Source organism: Stenotrophomonas sp. GD03777 (assembly GCF_029842485.1).
In the GTDB taxonomy this organism is placed as follows: Bacteria; Pseudomonadota; Gammaproteobacteria; order Xanthomonadales; family Xanthomonadaceae; genus Stenotrophomonas; species Stenotrophomonas sepilia.
In genome coordinates this window covers 1-17,375 of sequence record NZ_JAOCGL010000089.1, presented here as the reverse complement: position 1 = coordinate 17,375, position 17,375 = coordinate 1, and the positions used below count along the sequence as shown (strand labels likewise).

Below are 17,375 nucleotides of genomic sequence, written 5' to 3'. Positions count from 1 at the left end.
GAACGGCGGCGCATCGACGGGCGATTCCTTGGAAGAGGGCGCACAGACTAACCCTGAAATGCGAAACGCCGCCTGCGCAGCGGGGTTTTGACCTTGGTGGGCAAAGCCTGGGTCGTGCCGGCCGCTGGCCGGCAACCTCATGACCTTCGTGCGATGTGTGGTTGCCGGCCAGCGGCCGGCACTACCGCTTACTTCAGATTGGCCAGCATCCAGTCCACGGTGGCGTGGATCTGTTCTTCCGTCAGGGCCGGGTTGCCGCCCTTGGGCGGCATGATGCCGCCGTCGGGGCCGGTATAACCCTCGATGGCGTGCTTGTAGAGGGTGTCCTTGCCCTGTGCGATGCGCTTGTCCCAGTGCGAATGGTCCAGCGTCGGTGCCATGCCCACGCCGGTGGTGTGGCAGGCGGTGCACAGGTTGTCGAAGATCACCTTGCCATCCTTGGTGCCGCCGTAGGCCACCTGCGACGCGGCCTTGGCCAGCGCGGCGGCCTTGGCGGCAGCCTGCGCGGCGGCGCCGGTGCTGCCGGCATAGACCGCGCCGGTGGGCGAGATGCGCTGTTCGGTGCGTTTGGCCGCGGTCGGCGACACCTCGGGCGGAATCCGGGTGTGGATGTAGGCGGCAAGGAGGATGAGGCCGAGGGTGATGGTCGCCAGCAGCGCGATCACCATGGAGAAGCGTTTCAGGAACTCCAGATCGTAATTCCGCACTCTTCGTTACCCCTGGCTGATAGTCGTTGGACCACGGCTGAGCGACTGCGTGATGGGCCGAGTATAGAACGCACTTTGCGTGCGACAACAGGCGTCACTGCTGATGCGGCGCAGCATGCCGGGGCTGGGGTCAGATCCCTTTTGCGCCGCAAAAGGGATCTGACCCGAGCAACAGAAGCCGGCCAGCGGCCGGCGCTACCGGATTGCCGGGGCGCCGATCGCACGCAGGCAGAAGCTGCAGATCGCATCCACCAGCGCGTCTTCGTCGCGGTGCGCTTCGCGGCTGGGCGCGGTCGGGCCGACCATCGCTTCGGTGAAGGCACCGACCAGGCACGCGGCGGCCACATGCGCGTCCTGCACCGGCAGCTCGCCGGCCGCTACGCCCTCCTCCACCAGCCGCAGGAACACGTCGCCGAAGGCGCGACGGCCGCGCATGCGCTCGGCTTCCACGTCCGGGTCGACCGGTTCAACGATGAAGGCGTGCGCCAGCCCCGGCCCGGCCAGGGCACGGCGGACGAAGGCGGTGATCGCCAGCCGCAGCCGCTCGCTGGCCGCCTCCGGGCCACTGGCGATGCGCTCCATGATTGCGACCTCGTGGGCGACGGCGGCATTGAGGACTTCCACGAACAGCTCTGCCTTGGACGGGAAGTGGCGATAGATCAGGCCGGTGGACACCCCGGCCTGGGTCGCCACGGCCGTCACCGGGGCATTGCGCCAGCCGCCCGTGGCGACCAGCTCGCGGGTGGCCAGCAGGATCCGTTCACGGGCGCCCGCCAGGCGTTCTTCCATCAATGCAGAGCGTTTATAAGCCATGTTCTGATTCTAGTTTCAATTTTTGAATTCGTATTCACTTCTTACCCGAACCCCGCTACGCTGGGGCCATCGCCCGTGTGGGTGGCGGTCCTGCAGACCGCCCCCCACTCCCCCGCCGGGTGCGTCCATTCCTGCCATCCCGCCGTGGAGCCACCACAATGCACGTGCCATCCCTGAACTTCGATCTTGGCGAAGACATCGACCTGCTGCGCCAGAGCGTGGCCCATTTTGCCGCCGCCGAGGTCGCTCCGCTGGCCGCCGAGGCCGATGCCAGCAACCAGTTCCCGCTGGCGCTGTGGCCGAAGCTGGGCGAACAGGGGCTGCTGGGCCTCACCGTGGAAGAAGCATACGGCGGCACCGGCATGGGTTACCTGGCCCACGTGGTGGCGATGGAAGAGATCTCGCGCGCGTCCGGCGGCATCGGCCTGTCCTATGGCGCGCATTCCAATCTGTGCGTGAACCAGCTGCGCAAGAACGGCAACGAGGAACAGAAGCAGCGCTTCCTGCCCGACCTGTGCAGCGGCGCCAAGGTGGGCGCGCTGGCGATGAGCGAACCGGGCGCGGGTTCGGACGTGGTGTCGATGAAGCTGCGTGCGGACAAGCGCGGCGACCGCTACGTGCTCAACGGCAACAAGATGTGGATCACCAACGGCCCGGACGCCGACGTGCTGGTGGTCTACGCCAAGACCGACATGGACGCCGGTGCCAAGGGCATCACCGCGTTCCTGGTCGAGAAGGGCATGAAGGGCTTCTCCACCGCGCAGAAGCTGGACAAGCTGGGCATGCGTTCTTCGCCCACCTGCGAGCTGGTGTTCCAGGATTGCGAGATTCCTGAAGAGAACGTGCTGGGCCAGGTTGGCGGTGGCGTGCGCGTGCTGATGTCCGGCCTGGACTACGAGCGCGTGGTGCTGTCCGGTGGCCCGCTGGGCCTGATGGCTGCGGCGATGGACGTGGTGATGCCGTACGTGCACGAGCGCCACCAGTTCGGCGAGCCGATCGGCAGCTTCCAGCTGATCCAGGCCAAGATCGCCGACATGTACGTGGGCCTGGGTGCCTGCCGCGCGTATGTCTATGCCGTGGCACGTGCCTGCGACCAGGGCCGCACCACCCGCCAGGACGCCGCCGGTGCCATCCTGTACGCCGCCGAGAAGGCCACCTGGCTGACCGGCCAGGCGATCCAGATCCTCGGCGGCAACGGCTACATCAACGAATACCCGACCGGCCGCTTGTGGCGCGATGCCAAGCTGTATGAGATCGGCGCCGGCACGTCCGAGATCCGCCGCATGCTGATCGGCCGCGAACTGTTCCAGCGCACCCTGTAAGGCCACTGCGATGACCGTATTGAGCACCCAGCTGCAACCGGGCAGCGAAACGTTTGAAAGCAACCGCGCGGCCATGCAAGCCGTGGTCGACGACCTGCATGCCACCCTCGCCCGCACCGCGCTGGGTGGCAGCGAAGCCGCACGCGCCAAGCACACCGCGCGCGGCAAGCTGCTCGTGCGTGACCGCATCGACGCGCTGCTCGACCCCGGCAGCGCCTTCCTGGAAATCGCGCCGCTGGCCGCGCACGGCATGTACGAAGACGCCGTGCCGGCCGCTGGCGTAGTGGCCGGAATCGGCCGGGTGAGCGGCGTGGAATGCGTGATCGTGGCCAACGACGCCACGGTCAAGGGCGGCACCTATTACCCGATGACGGTGAAGAAGCACCTGCGCGCGCAGGAGATCGCCGAGCAGAACCACCTGCCCTGCATCTACCTGGTCGATTCCGGTGGCGCGTTCCTGCCGCTGCAGGACGAAGTCTTTCCCGACCGCGACCATTTCGGCCGCATCTTCTACAACCAGGCCAACCTGTCGGCGCAGGGCATTCCGCAGATCGCCTGCGTGATGGGCAGCTGCACCGCTGGTGGTGCCTATGTGCCAGCGATGAGCGACGAGACTGTGATTGTGCGCGAGCAGGGCACGATCTTCCTCGGCGGCCCGCCGCTGGTGAAGGCGGCCACCGGCGAAGTGGTGACGGCCGAGGAACTGGGTGGTGCCGATGTGCACACGCGCATCTCCGGCGTGGCTGACCACATGGCCGACAACGACCTGCAGGCACTGGCACGGGTGCGCGCGATCATCGCCCAGCTCAACTGGCGCAAGCCGGAACCGGCCATGGCGGTGCAGGCGCCCGAGGAACCGCTGCTGCCGGCACACGAACTGTACGGGGTGATCCCGGCCGATACGCGCAAGCCCTACGACGTACGCGAAGTGATCGCGCGGCTGGTCGATGGCTCACGCTTCGACGAATTCAAGCCGCGCTACGGCGCAACGCTGGTCACCGGCTTCGCCCATCTGAACGGCTACCCGATCGGCATCATCGCCAACAACGGCATCCTGTTCTCCGAGTCGGCACTGAAGGGCGCGCACTTCATCGAGCTATGCACCCAGCGCAATATCCCGCTGGTGTTCCTGCAGAACATCACCGGCTTCATGGTGGGTCGCAAGTACGAACAGGGTGGTATCGCCAAGGACGGGGCCAAGCTGGTGATGGCGGTGGCCTGCGCCAGGGTACCCAAGTTCACCGTGGTGATCGGTGGCTCGTTCGGTGCTGGCAACTACGGCATGTGCGGCCGCGCCTATTCGCCGAACTTCCTGTGGATGTGGCCGAACGCGCGCATCGGCGTGATGGGTGGCGAACAGGCCGCCAGCGTGCTGGCCACGGTCAAGCGCGATGGCATCGAGGCCAAGGGTGGCCAGTGGCCGGCAGCGGAGGAAGACGCGTTCAAGGCACCGATCCGCGACCAGTTCGAGCAGCAGGGCCACCCGTACTACGCCAGCGCGCGCCTGTGGGACGACGGCGTGATCGATCCGGCCGACACCCGCCGGGTGCTGGCGCTGGCGCTGTCGGCCAGCCTCAACGCCGCCCCGCAGCAGACGCGCTTCGGCGTGTTCCGCATGTAACCCGTGCCATGACCGAGCCTGTTGCCATGTTCACCAAAGTCCTGATCGCCAACCGCGGCGAAATCGCCTGCCGCGTCATCGCCACCTGCCGCCGCCTCGGCATCGCCACCGTGGCGGTGTATTCCGATGCCGACCGCAACGCGCGCCATGTGCGCCTGGCCGACGAGGCCATCCACATCGGCCCGGCTGCCGCGCGCGAGAGCTACCTGCGCGGCGATGCCCTGCTCGAGGCCGCACGCCTGACCGGCGCGCAGGCGATCCACCCCGGCTACGGCTTCCTGTCCGAGAATGCCGACTTCGCCGATGCCTGCGCTGCCGCCGGCATCACCTTCATCGGGCCACCGGCCAGCGCCATCCGCGCGATGGGCGACAAGAGCGCGGCCAAGGCCCTGATGGCCAAGGCCGGTGTGCCACTCACCCCGGGCTACCACGGCGACCAGCAGGCGCCGGATTTCCTGCGCGCGCAGGCCGACGCCATCGGCTACCCGGTGCTGATCAAGGCCAGCGCCGGCGGCGGTGGCAAGGGCATGCGCAAGGTCGAGCGCAGCGAGGACTTCGTCGATGCACTGGCCAGCTGCCAGCGCGAGGCCGCCTCGGCATTCGGCAACGACCATGTGCTGGTCGAGAAGTACGTCGAGCGCCCGCGCCATATCGAAATCCAGGTGTTCGGCGACAGCTACGGTGAGGCGGTCTACCTGTTCGAGCGCGACTGCTCGGTGCAGCGCCGCCACCAGAAGGTGCTGGAAGAGGCGCCCGCCCCGGGCATGAGCCCCGAACGTCGTGCTGCGATGGGCAAGGCCGCGGTCGATGCCGCGCGCGCGGTGGGCTACGTCGGTGCCGGGACGGTGGAATTCATCGCCGGCCCGGACGGCGATTTCTACTTCATGGAAATGAACACCCGCCTGCAGGTCGAACACCCGGTCACCGAGTACATCACCGGCACCGACCTGGTGGAGTGGCAGCTGCGCGTGGCCTCGGGCCAGCCGCTGCCGCTGCGCCAGGATCAGCTGGCGATTCATGGTCATGCCATCGAGGCGCGGCTGTATGCCGAAGACGCCGACCGTGGTTTCCTGCCGTCCACCGGCCTCCTGCGCCGCCTGCGCCTGCCGTCGCCGTCGACTCATGTGCGCGTGGATACCGGTGTCGAGGAAGGCGATAGCATCACCCCGTACTACGATCCGATGATTGCCAAGCTGATCGTCTGGGACGTGGACCGCGACGCCGCGCTGCGCCGCATGAGCCAGGCCCTGGCCGACTGCCAGGTGGTGGGCGTGACCACCAATGCCGGTTTCCTGCGCCGCCTGGTGAACACCGATTCGTTCACCCGCGCCAAGCTGGATACCGCGCTGATCGAGCGCGAGCAGGCCGCATTGGGCCGGGTGGGCGACAGCGATGATGCGCTGTGGCTGCTGGCGGCGGTGGCCGCCGTGGCCACTACTGCAGGTGCAGCCAGCGACGCGCGCGACCCGCATTCGCCGTGGCAGGCGCAGGATGGCTGGCGCCTTGGCGCGCCCGCGCCGCGCGTGCTTCCGCTGCAGCAGGGTGAACGCCGGCACACGCTGAAGGTGTGGGCGCAGACCGATGGCTGGCGCGTGCAGTGCGATGACGCGGCACCCGTGCAGGTGATCGGCACAGCCGATGTACGGGGGCTGGCGGTGCAGCTGGGCGACCGCCGCGGGTCGCTGCAGCTGCTGCGCGACGGTGACCAGCTGTACCTGTTCGGCACCGACGGCCAGCACCGTTTCACCCTGCATGATCCGTTAAGCGAATCGGACCACGCCGTGGCCGATGCCGGCAGCCTGCTGGCACCGATGCCCGGGAAGATCGTGGCCACGCTGGTCGCCGCCGGTACCGAGGTCAAGCGCGGCACGCCGCTGGTGGTGCTGGAAGCGATGAAGATGGAGCACACCCTGCAGGCGCCGGCCGACGGCACGGTGAAGGGCTACCGCGCCAAGGCCGGTGACCAGGTCAGCGACGGCGCGGTGCTGGTGGACTTCGAAGCGGCGTGAACGCCGGGGCGACGGTCGCTCAGCGGTCGTCGCCCGCCGTCACCCGACCTGCGGGATCGAATTCGGCCGTGTCCAGCGTGGCACTGCGCCAGCCCAGGCCGCAGATGGCCATCGCGCTCTGACCGATGCCATCGAAGCCGAAGGCACGATCGACATCGGCATCGTTGATGGCCGCTGTCACGAACGCCGCCAGCCCGCGCTCGGTCGCGCACAGGTACAGCAGCTGCGAGATGTGGCCGACATCCAGCGTCACCGCACGATGCGCCTTGGCGTGGTTGCGGTACTTCCAGAAGCAGCGGTCATAGCGCGGCGCCAGCACCAGCATCGCCGGCGCATCGGCGAACCACGCCTGCCCGGACAGCATCCGCCGCGCCAGCGCCGGCAGTGCCTGCGGCGGTGGCGAGGGCAGCGGCAGCACGGCGTGCTGCACCGGGTGGTAGTGGTACAGGCCCGGTGCCAGTCCTTCCACGTTCTGCACCAGCAGGAAGCCTTCGGTAGGATGCAGGCCGCCACCGGAAGGCACGTTCTTCTTCAGGAACTCGGTATCGCGCTCGACCTTCTGCACCGCGTGCGCCATCAGCGTGCGCTGCAGCACCTGGGCCAGCAATGGCAGCGGCAGCGCGCGCTGCGGGTCGAAATTGCGGCAGGTGGTGCGGCGCGCCAGCAGTGCGTCGAACGCGGCCTCTTCGCTGCGCGGCAGAGGCTGGTAATCGCCCTGCATGGGCTGCACCACGGGTGGCGGCGGCCCGAGGCGCTGGCGCAGGCCGGCAGCGGTATCCAGCCCCTGCCGACGCATGTCCTCCACACTGTCCACCGCCTGCCAGCGCGCATGGCGATGGGCCAGCGCGGCCAACGGCCACCACTGGCTGCGCCGCAGCGCCTCGTCGCGCAGCTGGTGCCCGACCTCGCTGGGCGGGTCGGTCAGCAGCAGGCCCTGCTCGACCAGGCGGGCCAGCATGGCCGGGGAGGCATCGGCGGGCGGTTCGCTCCAGCGGTGCGCGCTGAGCTCGCCCAGCAGCTGGCGCTCCTCGGCGTCCACCGGCAGTGGCTGGTCCAGATGTGCGGCCAGCGCCACCCAGCTGATCTGGCTGTCCATCTCGGCGTGGCCGGCCAGCATCGCGCGCAGGTCCAGGGTGACCGCCTCGCGGGGCTCGAACATCAGGCTGGCGCAGCGGCGCAGGCGCATAAGTTTCCTTCCTTCTGCCGCACAACCGGCATAGCAGCAACGACCGCGGCGCGGCCAACTTTAGCGATGTGCGCAGCGCGGCCCTCAATGGCAGGCTGTCGCGGCCGATACGAGAAACTCCAACTACGGACGATCCCCATGAGCACCCATCCCCGCCTTTCCGCCGCAGACGCCAGCACCCTGCTGGACCACCTGATCGGCAGCGACGACTTCCGCCGCCACTTCACCGCGTCGCCGGCCAAGGCCCTGGCCTCGATCGGGCTGGACGGTGCCGTTGGCGAGAACGACTGCATGAAGATCGGCACCCTGGCCTCGGTCGAGGAGCTGAGCCAAGTGCGTGACGGGCTGCAGGCCCACCTGTCCGGGTCGGTGGCGGCCATGACCGTGGTGTTCTGCTTCGAAGCCGGCAAGGTCGGCGAGCGCATCGACGGTTGACCCGCCATCAGGGCGCGCCGGCCGTGGCCGGCGATGCCCACATGGAGACGTCATACACGTTCAGCGGTTGCCACACCTGCAGGGCGGTGACCTCGGCAATGGCCTGGCCGCGATGCTGGGACAGCCAGGCCTGCTCGCGGCGTACCGCGGCTTCATTGCCCTGTGCGCGCAGCGCGAGCAGCAGCACGACGCGCGCCTGCACCGGCTCGCTGCCATCCAGCATCGGCTCGATCAGGGCGCGGGCAGCCTCGGGGCGCTGCATCTGCAGCTCATCCATGGCGCTGACGATGCGTAGCCAGCGGTCCGCGACCGGACTGCGTAGGCTGCGCAGCAGGGGCCGCTGCTCGTCCAGCCAGCGCCTGGCCAGTTCGAGCTGGCCCTGCCGCTGCGCCAGGTGGACCAGCGCCAGCCACTGCAGGCCACGGGCATGCAGCATGGGATCATCACGCTCCTGCAGCATCGGCTGCAGCAGCGCCGCGATCGCCTGCAGCTCGACACGGTCAGCGCCCGGGCACAACGCCGCCACGCTGGCATGCTGCAGGCGCTGCTGCACCTGAAGATCGACCAGCGTCGGCGCCGCTGCATCTTCGCGTATCGCCCGCTGCATCGCCGGGCAGTCGCGCTGCGCGGCCGCCAGCAGCAGCTGCGCACGCAGCTTCATCCGCTGCTGCAGGGCATCGCTAGCATGGATCTGCGGCAACAGCTTCGCTGCCTTGGCGTACTGCCCCTGCGCCACCAGCACATCCACGCCGGTCTCATCGGCGTCATCACGGCCGCGCAGGACCTGCGCCTGGGCCAGCGTTTCGGCAGCGAGCTGCGGTTGGTTGGCAGCGATCTGTATCCGCACCAGGTGGACCAGCGGATACAGCCGCAGCGGATCCTGCGGTACTGCGGCCGCACGCGCATAGGGTTCCGCCTCGCTGAACTGGTTGGCCTGCAGCAGGTACCAGGAGGTGTTGGACAGCCCCGCGAACGAATCCGGATAGACCTTGGCCAGCGTGCGCCATTGCTCCAGCGCCCAGCCACCCGGCTCCAGCTCGGCCATCCAGGCCTTCAGGTACAGCCGCTCGCGTGGCGGCAGCCGATCCTGCAGGTCCAGCGCATGCTGCATGGCTTCGCGTGCACGCCGCCCTTCCTCGACGCGCGCATGCAGTTTGGCCACGCCCATGTAGGCCAGTGCGAAACCGGGATCGATATCGATCGCCGCCTGGTACAGGTTGCGCGCCTCCTCAAAGCGACGCTGGCCCAGTGCACTCTCCGCCAGCGCGAATGCACGCAGTGCGCGCAGGTCCTGGGTCGATGCCCGCGGCAGCGGCAACGACTGTTCCAGGCTCGCCACCGATTCGCCCAGTCCGCGACGCAGGCGCCCGACCACGTCGTCCACCGCGAACACCATCTGGTCGGATCGATCCACGGTGGCGGTGAACGTCTGGATCACCTGGCCGCTGCCGGGTGCGGCGACATCGATGGCCAGCTCGTAGCCACCGACCTTCTGCCGCACCGTCGGCAGCAGCACGGCGCGCGCGCCTTCCCGCACCGCCACGTTGGCTGCGGTATCGCGGCTGAGCCGGGTATCGCCCGAGAGCCGCGCCATTTCCAGGCTTTCGCGGATCTTGCCCTCCGACAGCACGTTCACGTAGCGCGACTGCTCCAGCGCGATCCGGATCGCGTGCCGCATCGAGTCGTCGAAGATCGGGTCGCCGGTGAGATTGTCGACATCACCGAGCACCACCCAGTCGCGCTCGGCGAACGCGATCGCCGGTTCCGGCCGCAGCAGCAGCCAGCCGCCCAGCACCGCCACCGCCAGCACCAGGCCTTCGGCGGCCAGCACCAGCGGCTGCCGCCACAACGGCAGGTCGCGGCGGGCCTTGGCATTGGCACGCGGCATGCGCAGCGGTGCGGAGCCGATCTCGCCCACTTCGATCACTTCCTGTACCACCGGCACGCCCTTGAAGCGCCAGCGCCCGTGCGACTTCCACAACAGGCGCGTGCCGCGCTCGCCCAACGCATCGGTGGCACGGCGGGTCAGCGATTCGGCTACCGCCGACAACAGGATCTGGCCGGGCCGCGCCAGCATCATCAGGCGCGCCGCCATCGGCTTGGCCAAGCCTTCCACTTCCATCGACTTGGCGCCGGCGCGGACCGCCTCTGCACTGTTTTCCCAGGTCAGCACGTCACCCACATGCAGGCCGGCACGCGCGCGCAGTTCAATCGCACGCTGCTGGCCGAGCGCATGCAGTTCGCGCTGATAGTCCAGGGCGAAGCCCAGGGCATCGATGGCGCGCTCGAACAGCATGAACAGGCCGTCCGAACGATCGATCAGCTGGCCATTCCAGCGGTGCTGCAGCACCAGCACCAGGCGGTCGTGTTCCTGGAACAGGCTCGCCGCCGCCACGTCGCCGATCCGCTCGACCAGCTGCAGCGAATCACACAGATCAGTGAACAGCAGGGCGCGTAGCTGTGGGCTATGCGGGGCTGACGTTCCGTTGTCGCCATTCATCGCCTGCATCTCCCTATTGGCCGTCCGGATCATCCACCCAGCGCAGGCAGTTGCCGCCATCACGCTTGGCCCGGTACAGCGCCCGATCGGCGCTGGCATACCACTCGCTCCAGTCCGCGTCGGCATCCAGCAGGCTGGCTCCGATGCTGACCAGGCTTACATGCGGCGTGCCATGGCTGCGCTCGAGCAGGCCGTGCACCGCGCTGAGGATGAACTCGGCAGCGTGCTGCACGATCTCGCGGTTGCCACGGCGCAGCATCAGGCAGAACTCATCACCGCCAAGCCGGCAGGCCAGGTCCTGTTCGCCAGCCATCGAGCGCAGGATGTTGCCCATGCTCTGCAGCACGCGGTCGCCGGCCTGGTGGCCGTGGCGGTCGTTGATCTGCTTGAAACGGTCGCAATCGATCAGCAGCAGCGCCTGCGGCGGCCCCTCGGCACGCTCGCGGCACTCCTGCAGGTACAGGGTGAGGCCACGGCGGTTGTGCAGACCGGTCAGTTCATCGGTACGCACCAGCTCGCGGGTGTGGGTCAGCTGGTGGGTGGTGATGTAGAGGTTGTCCAGCGCGGTTTCCAGATCGTGGTTGCGCCGGCGCAACTGGCTGATCAGGGCCTGTTCGTTGGCCAGCACGCGCATGATCGTGCGGCGCAGGAAGTAGGCCACCAGGCCCGGATCGGATTCGACCAGCCGGTGGAAATCAGCCGGCCCCAGTTCCAGCACATCGCAGTCGACCAGCGCGCGCGCGCTGGCGCTGCGCAGGTGGTCGCCGACCAGCAGGCCCAGTTCTCCGAAGAACTCATGCTGCCCGAGCGTCTTGATCACCAGGTCCTCGCCGAAGTCCAGTTCGATCTGGCCTTCGAGGATCACATACATGCGCTCGCCGCGGTGGCCACGCTGGAACAGCCACTGTCCGGCACGGAGCTTGCATGCGCGGGCGAATCTGGCAAACAATGCCACCTCGGCATCTGACAACAGCGCGTGCACGATCTCGGCCATCGCCACCCGGGCGATACCTGTCGTCACATCACTGTTCTCGGCCGCACCCCTGCCGGTCATTCCCTGCACCCGCCGCCAGCGTCCCCTGGTGAGCCGCGGAGCATAGCACCGCTTTAAAGTGTGCGCCCTATCTCATTTTGACCGTTCTGCCGATCTTGATTGATGTGAAGATCGGTGGTGGCCCGTTCTGGTCACGGGTGCCCGGGCAAAACCCCTGCTGGATCAATTCGATGCCGGGTTTCACAGGGTTTCGGCCAAGTTGCCGGAACCCGGGGTGCGCCTGATTGACGCTGCCCGCTGGCTGCCCCCCTTGCATCGATACAACAACGCCGGCAGGTCCCCCGACCGGCCGGCGTTGCCTGGCCCTTCCCTGGCCACCCTGATCGGATTTCCAGGCCCCGGTAGAGCCGGCCGCTGGCCGGCTGCCACGCAGCGCCCGGAGCATCCTGTGATTGCCGGCCAGCGGCCGGCACTACCGGATCACGCCGCGCACCGGATCACGCCGCGCGTTCGCTGCGCCCGCCGTGGAACTGCTCTTCCTCGGTCGATCCGGTCAGCGCGGTGGTCGACGACTGGCCCTGCTGGATCGCCTGGGTCACCGCATCGAAATAGCCGGTACCGACCTCACGCTGGTGCTTGACCGCAGTGAAACCGCGCTCGGCCGCTTCGAACTCGGCTTCCTGCAGTTCCACGAACGCACTCATCTGGCGGCGCGCGTAGCCGTGGGCCAGATTGAACATGCCGTAGTTCAACGCATGGAACCCGGCCAGGGTGATGAACTGGAACTTGTAGCCGTAGCTGCCCAGTTCGCGCTGGAACTTGGCAATGGTGGCGTCGTCCAGGTTCTTCTTCCAGTTGAAGCTGGGCGAGCAGTTGTAGGCCAGCAGCTTGCCCGGGAACTTCGCGTGGATCGCCTCGGCGAATTTGCGTGCAAACTCCAGGTCCGGCTTGCCGGTCTCGCACCACACCAGGTCGGCATAGGGTGCATAGGCCAGGCCGCGGCTGATCGCCTGGTCCAGGCCGTTGCGGGTCTTGTAGAAACCTTCGACGGTGCGCTCACCGGTGGTGAACGGCTTGTCGTTGCCGTCGATGTCACTGGTCAGCAGATCCGCAGCTTCGGCATCGGTGCGCGCGACCAGCAGGGTCGGCACGCCCATCACGTCGGCGGCCAGGCGTGCGGCGTTGAGCTTCTCGATCGCCTCGCGGGTCGGCACCAGCACCTTGCCGCCCATGTGCCCGCACTTCTTGACCGAGGCCAGCTGGTCCTCGAAGTGCACGCCGGCGGCGCCGGCCTCGATCATCGCCTTCATCAGTTCAAAGGCGTTGAGTACGCCGCCGAAGCCGGCCTCAGCATCGGCCACGATCGGCTGCAGGAAGTCGATGTCATCCTTGCCTTCGGCGTGGTGCAGCTGGTCGGCGCGCAGCAGCGTGTTGTTGATGCGCTTGACCACCGCCGGCACCGAATCTGCCGGGTACAGCGACTGGTCCGGATACATCTGGCCGGCCAGGTTGGCGTCGGCCGCCACCTGCCAACCGGACAGGTAGATCGCCTTCAGGCCGGCCTTGACCTGCTGCATGGCCTGGTTGCCGGTCAGTGCACCCAGCGCGTTGACGAACTCGCGCTCGTGCAGCGACGCCCACAGCTTCTCCGCACCCAGGCGGGCCAGCGAATGCTCGATGTGGACGGTGCCGCGCAGGCGCACCACGTCGGTGGCGCTGTAGTTGCGCTGGATGCCTTCCCAACGCGGGTTGGTATCCCAGTCGTGCTGGATCTGTTCGGCAGTGGGCAGCTTGCTCATGTCTTTCTCCAGTTCGGTTCGTGCGTGCAGCGGGGAGGGAAACGGCGGTAGACGCGCGCGGCAGTCAATCGATGCGCGCGTAGGCCGGCAGGGTCAGGAAATCGGTCAGTTCTTCGCTGCGGCTCAGTTCGCCGAGCAGGGCGATGGCCTCGCTGATGCGCGCGCCACCGGGCAGCGCGGCGGTATCGCCCAGCCGTGCCGGCAGCTGCGACAGGGTGGAATCCAGCAGGGCCAGGTCGATCGCGGTGCCATCGTCCAGCTGCTGGCCCGGCGTATGCAGCCATTGCCACAACTGGCTGCGGCTGATCTCGGCGGTGGCCGCGTCCTCCATCAGGTGATGGATCGGCACACAGCCGTTGCCATCCAGCCACGCCGCCAGGTAACGCACGCAGACTTCCACGTTGCCTTCGAAGCCGGCGCGGGTGATGGTGCCCGGCGGCCGCGCGATCAGTTCGTCGCGGCCGACGCGCACGTCCTGGCGCAGCACGCTGTGCTGGTTCGCACCGGGCATGTGCTCGTCGAAGATCGCCATCGCCACCGGAATCAGCGCCGGATGCGCGACCCAGGTGCCGTCGTGGCCGGCGCTGACTTCGCGCAGCTTGTCGGCGCGCACGCGGGCCATGGCCTGTTCGTTGGCGGCGGCATCGTTGTTGATCGGAATCTGCGCGGCCATGCCGCCCATCGCATGCGCACCGCGGCGGTGGCAGGTCTGGATCAGCAGTTCCGAATACGCCTTCAGGAACGGCTGGGTCATGGTCACCTGGCCGCGTTCGGGCAGCACGCGGTCGGCGTGGCGGCGGAAGGTCTTCAGGTACGAGAAGATGTAGTCCCAGCGCCCGCAGTTCAGGCCGACGATGCGATCACGCAGCGCGTGCAGGATCTCGTCCATCTCGAACACCGCCGGCAGCGTTTCGATCAGCACGGTCACCTTGATCTGGCCGTGCGGCAGGCCGAGCATGCCCTCGATGTGCGACAGCGCGGTCTCCCATAGCGCCGCCTCTTCCATGCTCTGCAGCTTGGGCAGGTAGAAGTACGGGCCACGATCCTTCGCCTGCAGGGTGCGGGCGTTGTGGAAGGCGAACACCGCTGCGTCGAACAGGCCACCGGCGAGGAACTGGCCGTCGACGCGTACGTGCTTCTCGTCCAGGTGCCAGCCACGCGGGCGCACGATCAGCACCGCCTGTTCGTCGTATGGGCGCAGCGTGTAATGCTTGCCATTGGGGGCGGTGTATTCGAGATCGCCGCGCACCGCCGCGGCCAGCGACTGCTGCCCGGCCAGCAGGTTGCGCCAGGTCGGCGAGGTCGAATCCTCGAAGTCGGCCATGAACACCTTGGCGCCGGAGTTCAGCGCGTTGATGACCATCTTCGGGTCGGTCGGGCCGGTGATCTCGACGCGGCGGTCCTGCAGCGCGGCCGGCAGCGGCGCAACGCGCCAGTCGCCGCTACGGATCGCGGTGGTGTCTTCGCGGAAGTCCGGCAGGCCGCCCCGGTCGAAGAACGCTTGGCGTTCACGGCGGGCCTGCAGCCTCGCCTGCCGGCCCGGCTCCACCGCACGGTGCAGCGACACCAGCAGGGCCAGCAGCGGCGCCGGCAGCAGGGTGTCCTGGCCGGCCACGCGGGTCGCCAGGGCGATGCCGGGAGTAGCCTTGGTGGCGGGGGTGGGAACGGCGGAAGCGACGGCGGACATGGGGCGACTCCAGCGGTGGGGGAACGTCTCCACGGTGCCGCCCGGCCTCAGTATTTGGCAAAACAGTTTTTGCAATGTTTTACATAAGTTGTGCTAATACTCGTTACACGATGAGCACACGCACCCCGCCAAGTCCTCGTTTTTCCTACAAATCCGACCGGCTCAAGCCGCTGCGCGCGTTCTGCCAGACCGTGCGCCTCGGCTCCGTCTCACGGGCGGCTGAGGCACTTTTCGTCAGCCAGCCGGCCATCAGCCTGCAGTTGCAGGCGTTGGAACGGGAGCTGGGGGTGCCATTGTTCGAGCGCAGCGGGAGGCGCCTGGTGCCCAGCCGCGAGGGCCAGCTGCTGTACGAGATGGCACAGCCGCTGGTGGAGAACCTGGACGGGCTGGAGGCGCGCTTCCGCGACAAGGTGCGCGGCCTGGACGCGGGCGAGCTGAACATTGCCGCCAACAGCTCGACCATCCTGTACCTGCTGCCGAAGATCGTCGAACGCTTTCGCCTGCACCACCCGGACGTGCGCCTGACCCTGCACAACGCGATCAGCGCCGACGGCACCGACCTGCTGCGCGAGGATGCCGCCGACCTGGCGATAGGTTCGATGACCGATGTGCCGGCCGACCTGACCTACGCCCCGGCCTACCGCTTCGAGCAGGTGCTGATCGCACCGCACGATCATCCGCTGGCCAAGGGCGGCGAGCTGGAGCTGGCCGACATCGCGCGCTATCCGCTGGTGCTGCCGCCGAAGCGGCAGATCACCTACCGCCTGGTGGACCAGGTGTTCCAGCGCCACCGCATCGCCTACACCGTGGCGCTGGAAGTGGGGGGCTGGGAAGTGATCAAGCAGTACGTGGCGATGGGCATGGGCATTTCCATCGTGCCGGCGCTGTGCCTGAACGAGGCCGACCACGAGCGGCTGGCGGCGCGGTCGATGAAGCGCTGGTTCCCCGAGCGCAGCTACGGGGTGATCGTGCGCCGGGGCAAGGCGCTGTCGGCGCAGGCGCGGGCGTTCATCGAGCTGATCCAGCCGGAGTTGTTCAGTCCGCGCGATTACGATCAGAGCGGGCATTCGGAGCGGTGAGGGGTGTTCTGGTTTGCAGGGTTGCCGCCCTGCACCTGCAGAGGCCGAAGCAACGGCAACGTCAACGGCAACAGCGGGCATTCCGTGGGATGGCGGGGTGGGTCCGGTTGCGGGGGACGCCGTAAACCCGTCCATGGAGGCTCGGTCGCGCCATCCATGGCGCTCACGCCCCCGCAACCGGACCCACCCCGCCTTCGACTGTTTTCTGCGAACTGTGGGAAATGCTTCCCATGGTGGGTGCCGACCGTTGGTCGGCACGGGGTCGGATCCCGTTGCTGCGCAACGGGCTCTGACCCCGCCTCTGATTCATTTCCGGCTGACGATGAATAAACTGGCCCCATGTCCATCGAACTCCGCCACCTGCGCTACTTCCTCGCCGTCGCCGATACGCTGCACTTCGGCCAGGCGGCGGAGCGGCTGGGCATGTCACAGCCGCCGCTCAGCCAACAGATCCGCCAGCTGGAAGAACTGATTGACGCGCGCCTGTTCGTGCGCAGCCATCGCCGCGTGCAGCTGACGCCTGCGGGCGAACTGCTGCAGGAACGTGCACGCGCCATCGTGCAGCAGGTGGAGACGGCCGTGGACGAGGTGCAGCGTGCACAGCGTGGTGAGCAGGGTGAACTGCACATCGGTCTGACTCGCGCCACGCCGCTGTCGCCGCAGATTCCGCGTTCGATCCTGCGCTACCGTCAGCAGTACCCGCAGGTGCGGCTGCAGCTGAGCGAGATGAACACGCTGCAGCAGATCGACGCGCTGCTCGACGGTTCACTGGACGTGGGCATCATCCGCAAGCGCGCGCTGCCGCCGGAACTGGTGGCGCACAGCCTGTTCGTCGACCCGCTGGCGCTGATCGTGCACGCCGACCACCCTGCCCTGCGCAGGCTGTCGAAGCAGGGCACGCTGTCGCTGCGCGACTTCGCGCAGGAGCCTTTCGTGGCGTTCCGCCGCAGCGCCGGCGCGGGCATCCACGACCACATGATCGCGTTGTGCGCGGCGGCGGGCTTCACGCCGCGCATCGTGCAGGAAGCCGGTGAAGCATCGACGTTGATCAGCCTGGCCGCTGCGGGCCTGGGTGCGGCGATCCTGCCGTCGTCATGCGATCACATACGCGTGGAAGGATCGCGCTTCGTGGCACTGGCCGATGCCGGCGCGCATTCGGAAGTGCAGCTGGCCTGGCACCGCGAACGGGTAACGCCGCTGATCCGCAATTTCGCCACGCTGCT

The 17,375-nt window shown here is 67.9% G+C and carries 13 protein-coding genes; 6 read left to right on the top strand and 7 right to left on the bottom strand.

Annotation, left to right across the window (positions count from 1 at the left end; genetic code table 11):
• Positions 1-188 precede the first annotated feature (188 nt).
• Positions 189-707: a c-type cytochrome gene (locus N5E02_RS16305; protein ID WP_005420711.1), complete on the bottom strand. Its 519-nt coding sequence runs from the start codon at positions 705-707 to the stop codon at positions 189-191.
• Positions 708-902: 195 nt separating this feature from the next.
• Complete coding sequence (locus N5E02_RS16300; protein ID WP_005420712.1) at positions 903-1,520, bottom strand: TetR/AcrR family transcriptional regulator; 618 nt, start codon at positions 1,518-1,520, stop codon at positions 903-905.
• A gap of 158 nt (positions 1,521-1,678) precedes the next feature.
• Here N5E02_RS16300 and N5E02_RS16295 point away from each other — a divergent pair, with 158 nt between their 5' ends.
• Genes N5E02_RS16295 through N5E02_RS16285 form a run of 3 tightly spaced genes read left to right on the top strand, consistent with a single transcriptional unit; the run spans position 1,679 to position 6,472 of the window.
• The gene (locus tag N5E02_RS16295) at positions 1,679-2,842 is read left to right on the top strand and encodes an isovaleryl-CoA dehydrogenase (protein WP_005420715.1); all 1,164 of its coding nucleotides are present in this window, start codon (positions 1,679-1,681) and stop codon (positions 2,840-2,842) included.
• Between the two features lie 10 nt (positions 2,843-2,852).
• Positions 2,853-4,463: a carboxyl transferase domain-containing protein gene (locus N5E02_RS16290; RefSeq protein WP_111174940.1), complete on the top strand. Its 1,611-nt coding sequence runs from the start codon at positions 2,853-2,855 to the stop codon at positions 4,461-4,463.
• A gap of 26 nt (positions 4,464-4,489) precedes the next feature.
• Positions 4,490-6,472 carry an acetyl/propionyl/methylcrotonyl-CoA carboxylase subunit alpha gene (locus tag N5E02_RS16285; RefSeq protein ID WP_279946494.1) on the top strand — a complete coding sequence of 661 codons (1,983 nt, stop codon included), beginning with the start codon at positions 4,490-4,492 and terminating at the stop codon, positions 6,470-6,472.
• Positions 6,473-6,491: 19 nt separating this feature from the next.
• Here N5E02_RS16285 and N5E02_RS16280 read toward each other — a convergent pair whose 3' ends face one another.
• Positions 6,492-7,658 carry a putative peptide maturation dehydrogenase gene (locus N5E02_RS16280; RefSeq protein WP_069138098.1) on the bottom strand — a complete coding sequence of 389 codons (1,167 nt, stop codon included), beginning with the start codon at positions 7,656-7,658 and terminating at the stop codon, positions 6,492-6,494.
• 138 nt (positions 7,659-7,796) lie between these two features.
• On the opposite strand from N5E02_RS16280, the gene N5E02_RS16275 reads away from it, so the two are divergent.
• Positions 7,797-8,093, top strand: coding sequence for an NHLP-related RiPP peptide (locus N5E02_RS16275; RefSeq protein WP_065178400.1), 297 nt, complete (start codon positions 7,797-7,799; stop codon positions 8,091-8,093).
• A 7-nt stretch (positions 8,094-8,100) separates the two neighbouring features.
• On the opposite strand, the gene N5E02_RS16270 is transcribed toward N5E02_RS16275, so the two are convergent.
• From N5E02_RS16270 to aceB, 4 genes are all read right to left on the bottom strand, one after another.
• Positions 8,101-10,593, bottom strand: coding sequence for a putative peptide modification system cyclase (locus N5E02_RS16270; RefSeq protein ID WP_279946493.1), 2,493 nt, complete (start codon positions 10,591-10,593; stop codon positions 8,101-8,103).
• A 13-nt stretch (positions 10,594-10,606) separates the two neighbouring features.
• Positions 10,607-11,647 carry a GGDEF domain-containing protein gene (locus N5E02_RS16265; RefSeq protein ID WP_032954692.1) on the bottom strand — a complete coding sequence of 347 codons (1,041 nt, stop codon included), beginning with the start codon at positions 11,645-11,647 and terminating at the stop codon, positions 10,607-10,609.
• A gap of 437 nt (positions 11,648-12,084) precedes the next feature.
• Positions 12,085-13,386 (bottom strand): isocitrate lyase, encoded by a 1,302-nt coding sequence (gene aceA / locus N5E02_RS16260; RefSeq protein ID WP_065178398.1) that lies wholly within the window; start codon positions 13,384-13,386, stop codon positions 12,085-12,087.
• A 64-nt stretch (positions 13,387-13,450) separates the two neighbouring features.
• Positions 13,451-15,073: a malate synthase A gene (gene aceB / locus N5E02_RS16255; RefSeq protein WP_279946492.1), complete on the bottom strand. Its 1,623-nt coding sequence runs from the start codon at positions 15,071-15,073 to the stop codon at positions 13,451-13,453.
• A 110-nt stretch (positions 15,074-15,183) separates the two neighbouring features.
• Between aceB and N5E02_RS16250 the strand changes: the two genes are divergently transcribed.
• Together N5E02_RS16250 and N5E02_RS16245 are read left to right on the top strand one after the other, a co-directional pair.
• A complete protein-coding gene (locus N5E02_RS16250; RefSeq protein WP_032954693.1) occupies positions 15,184-16,152 on the top strand; it encodes a LysR family transcriptional regulator in 969 nt (322 codons plus the stop codon).
• 339 nt (positions 16,153-16,491) lie between these two features.
• Positions 16,492-17,375 (top strand): LysR family transcriptional regulator (locus tag N5E02_RS16245; RefSeq protein WP_279946491.1); only part of this gene is annotated, 884 nt, incomplete at its 3' end.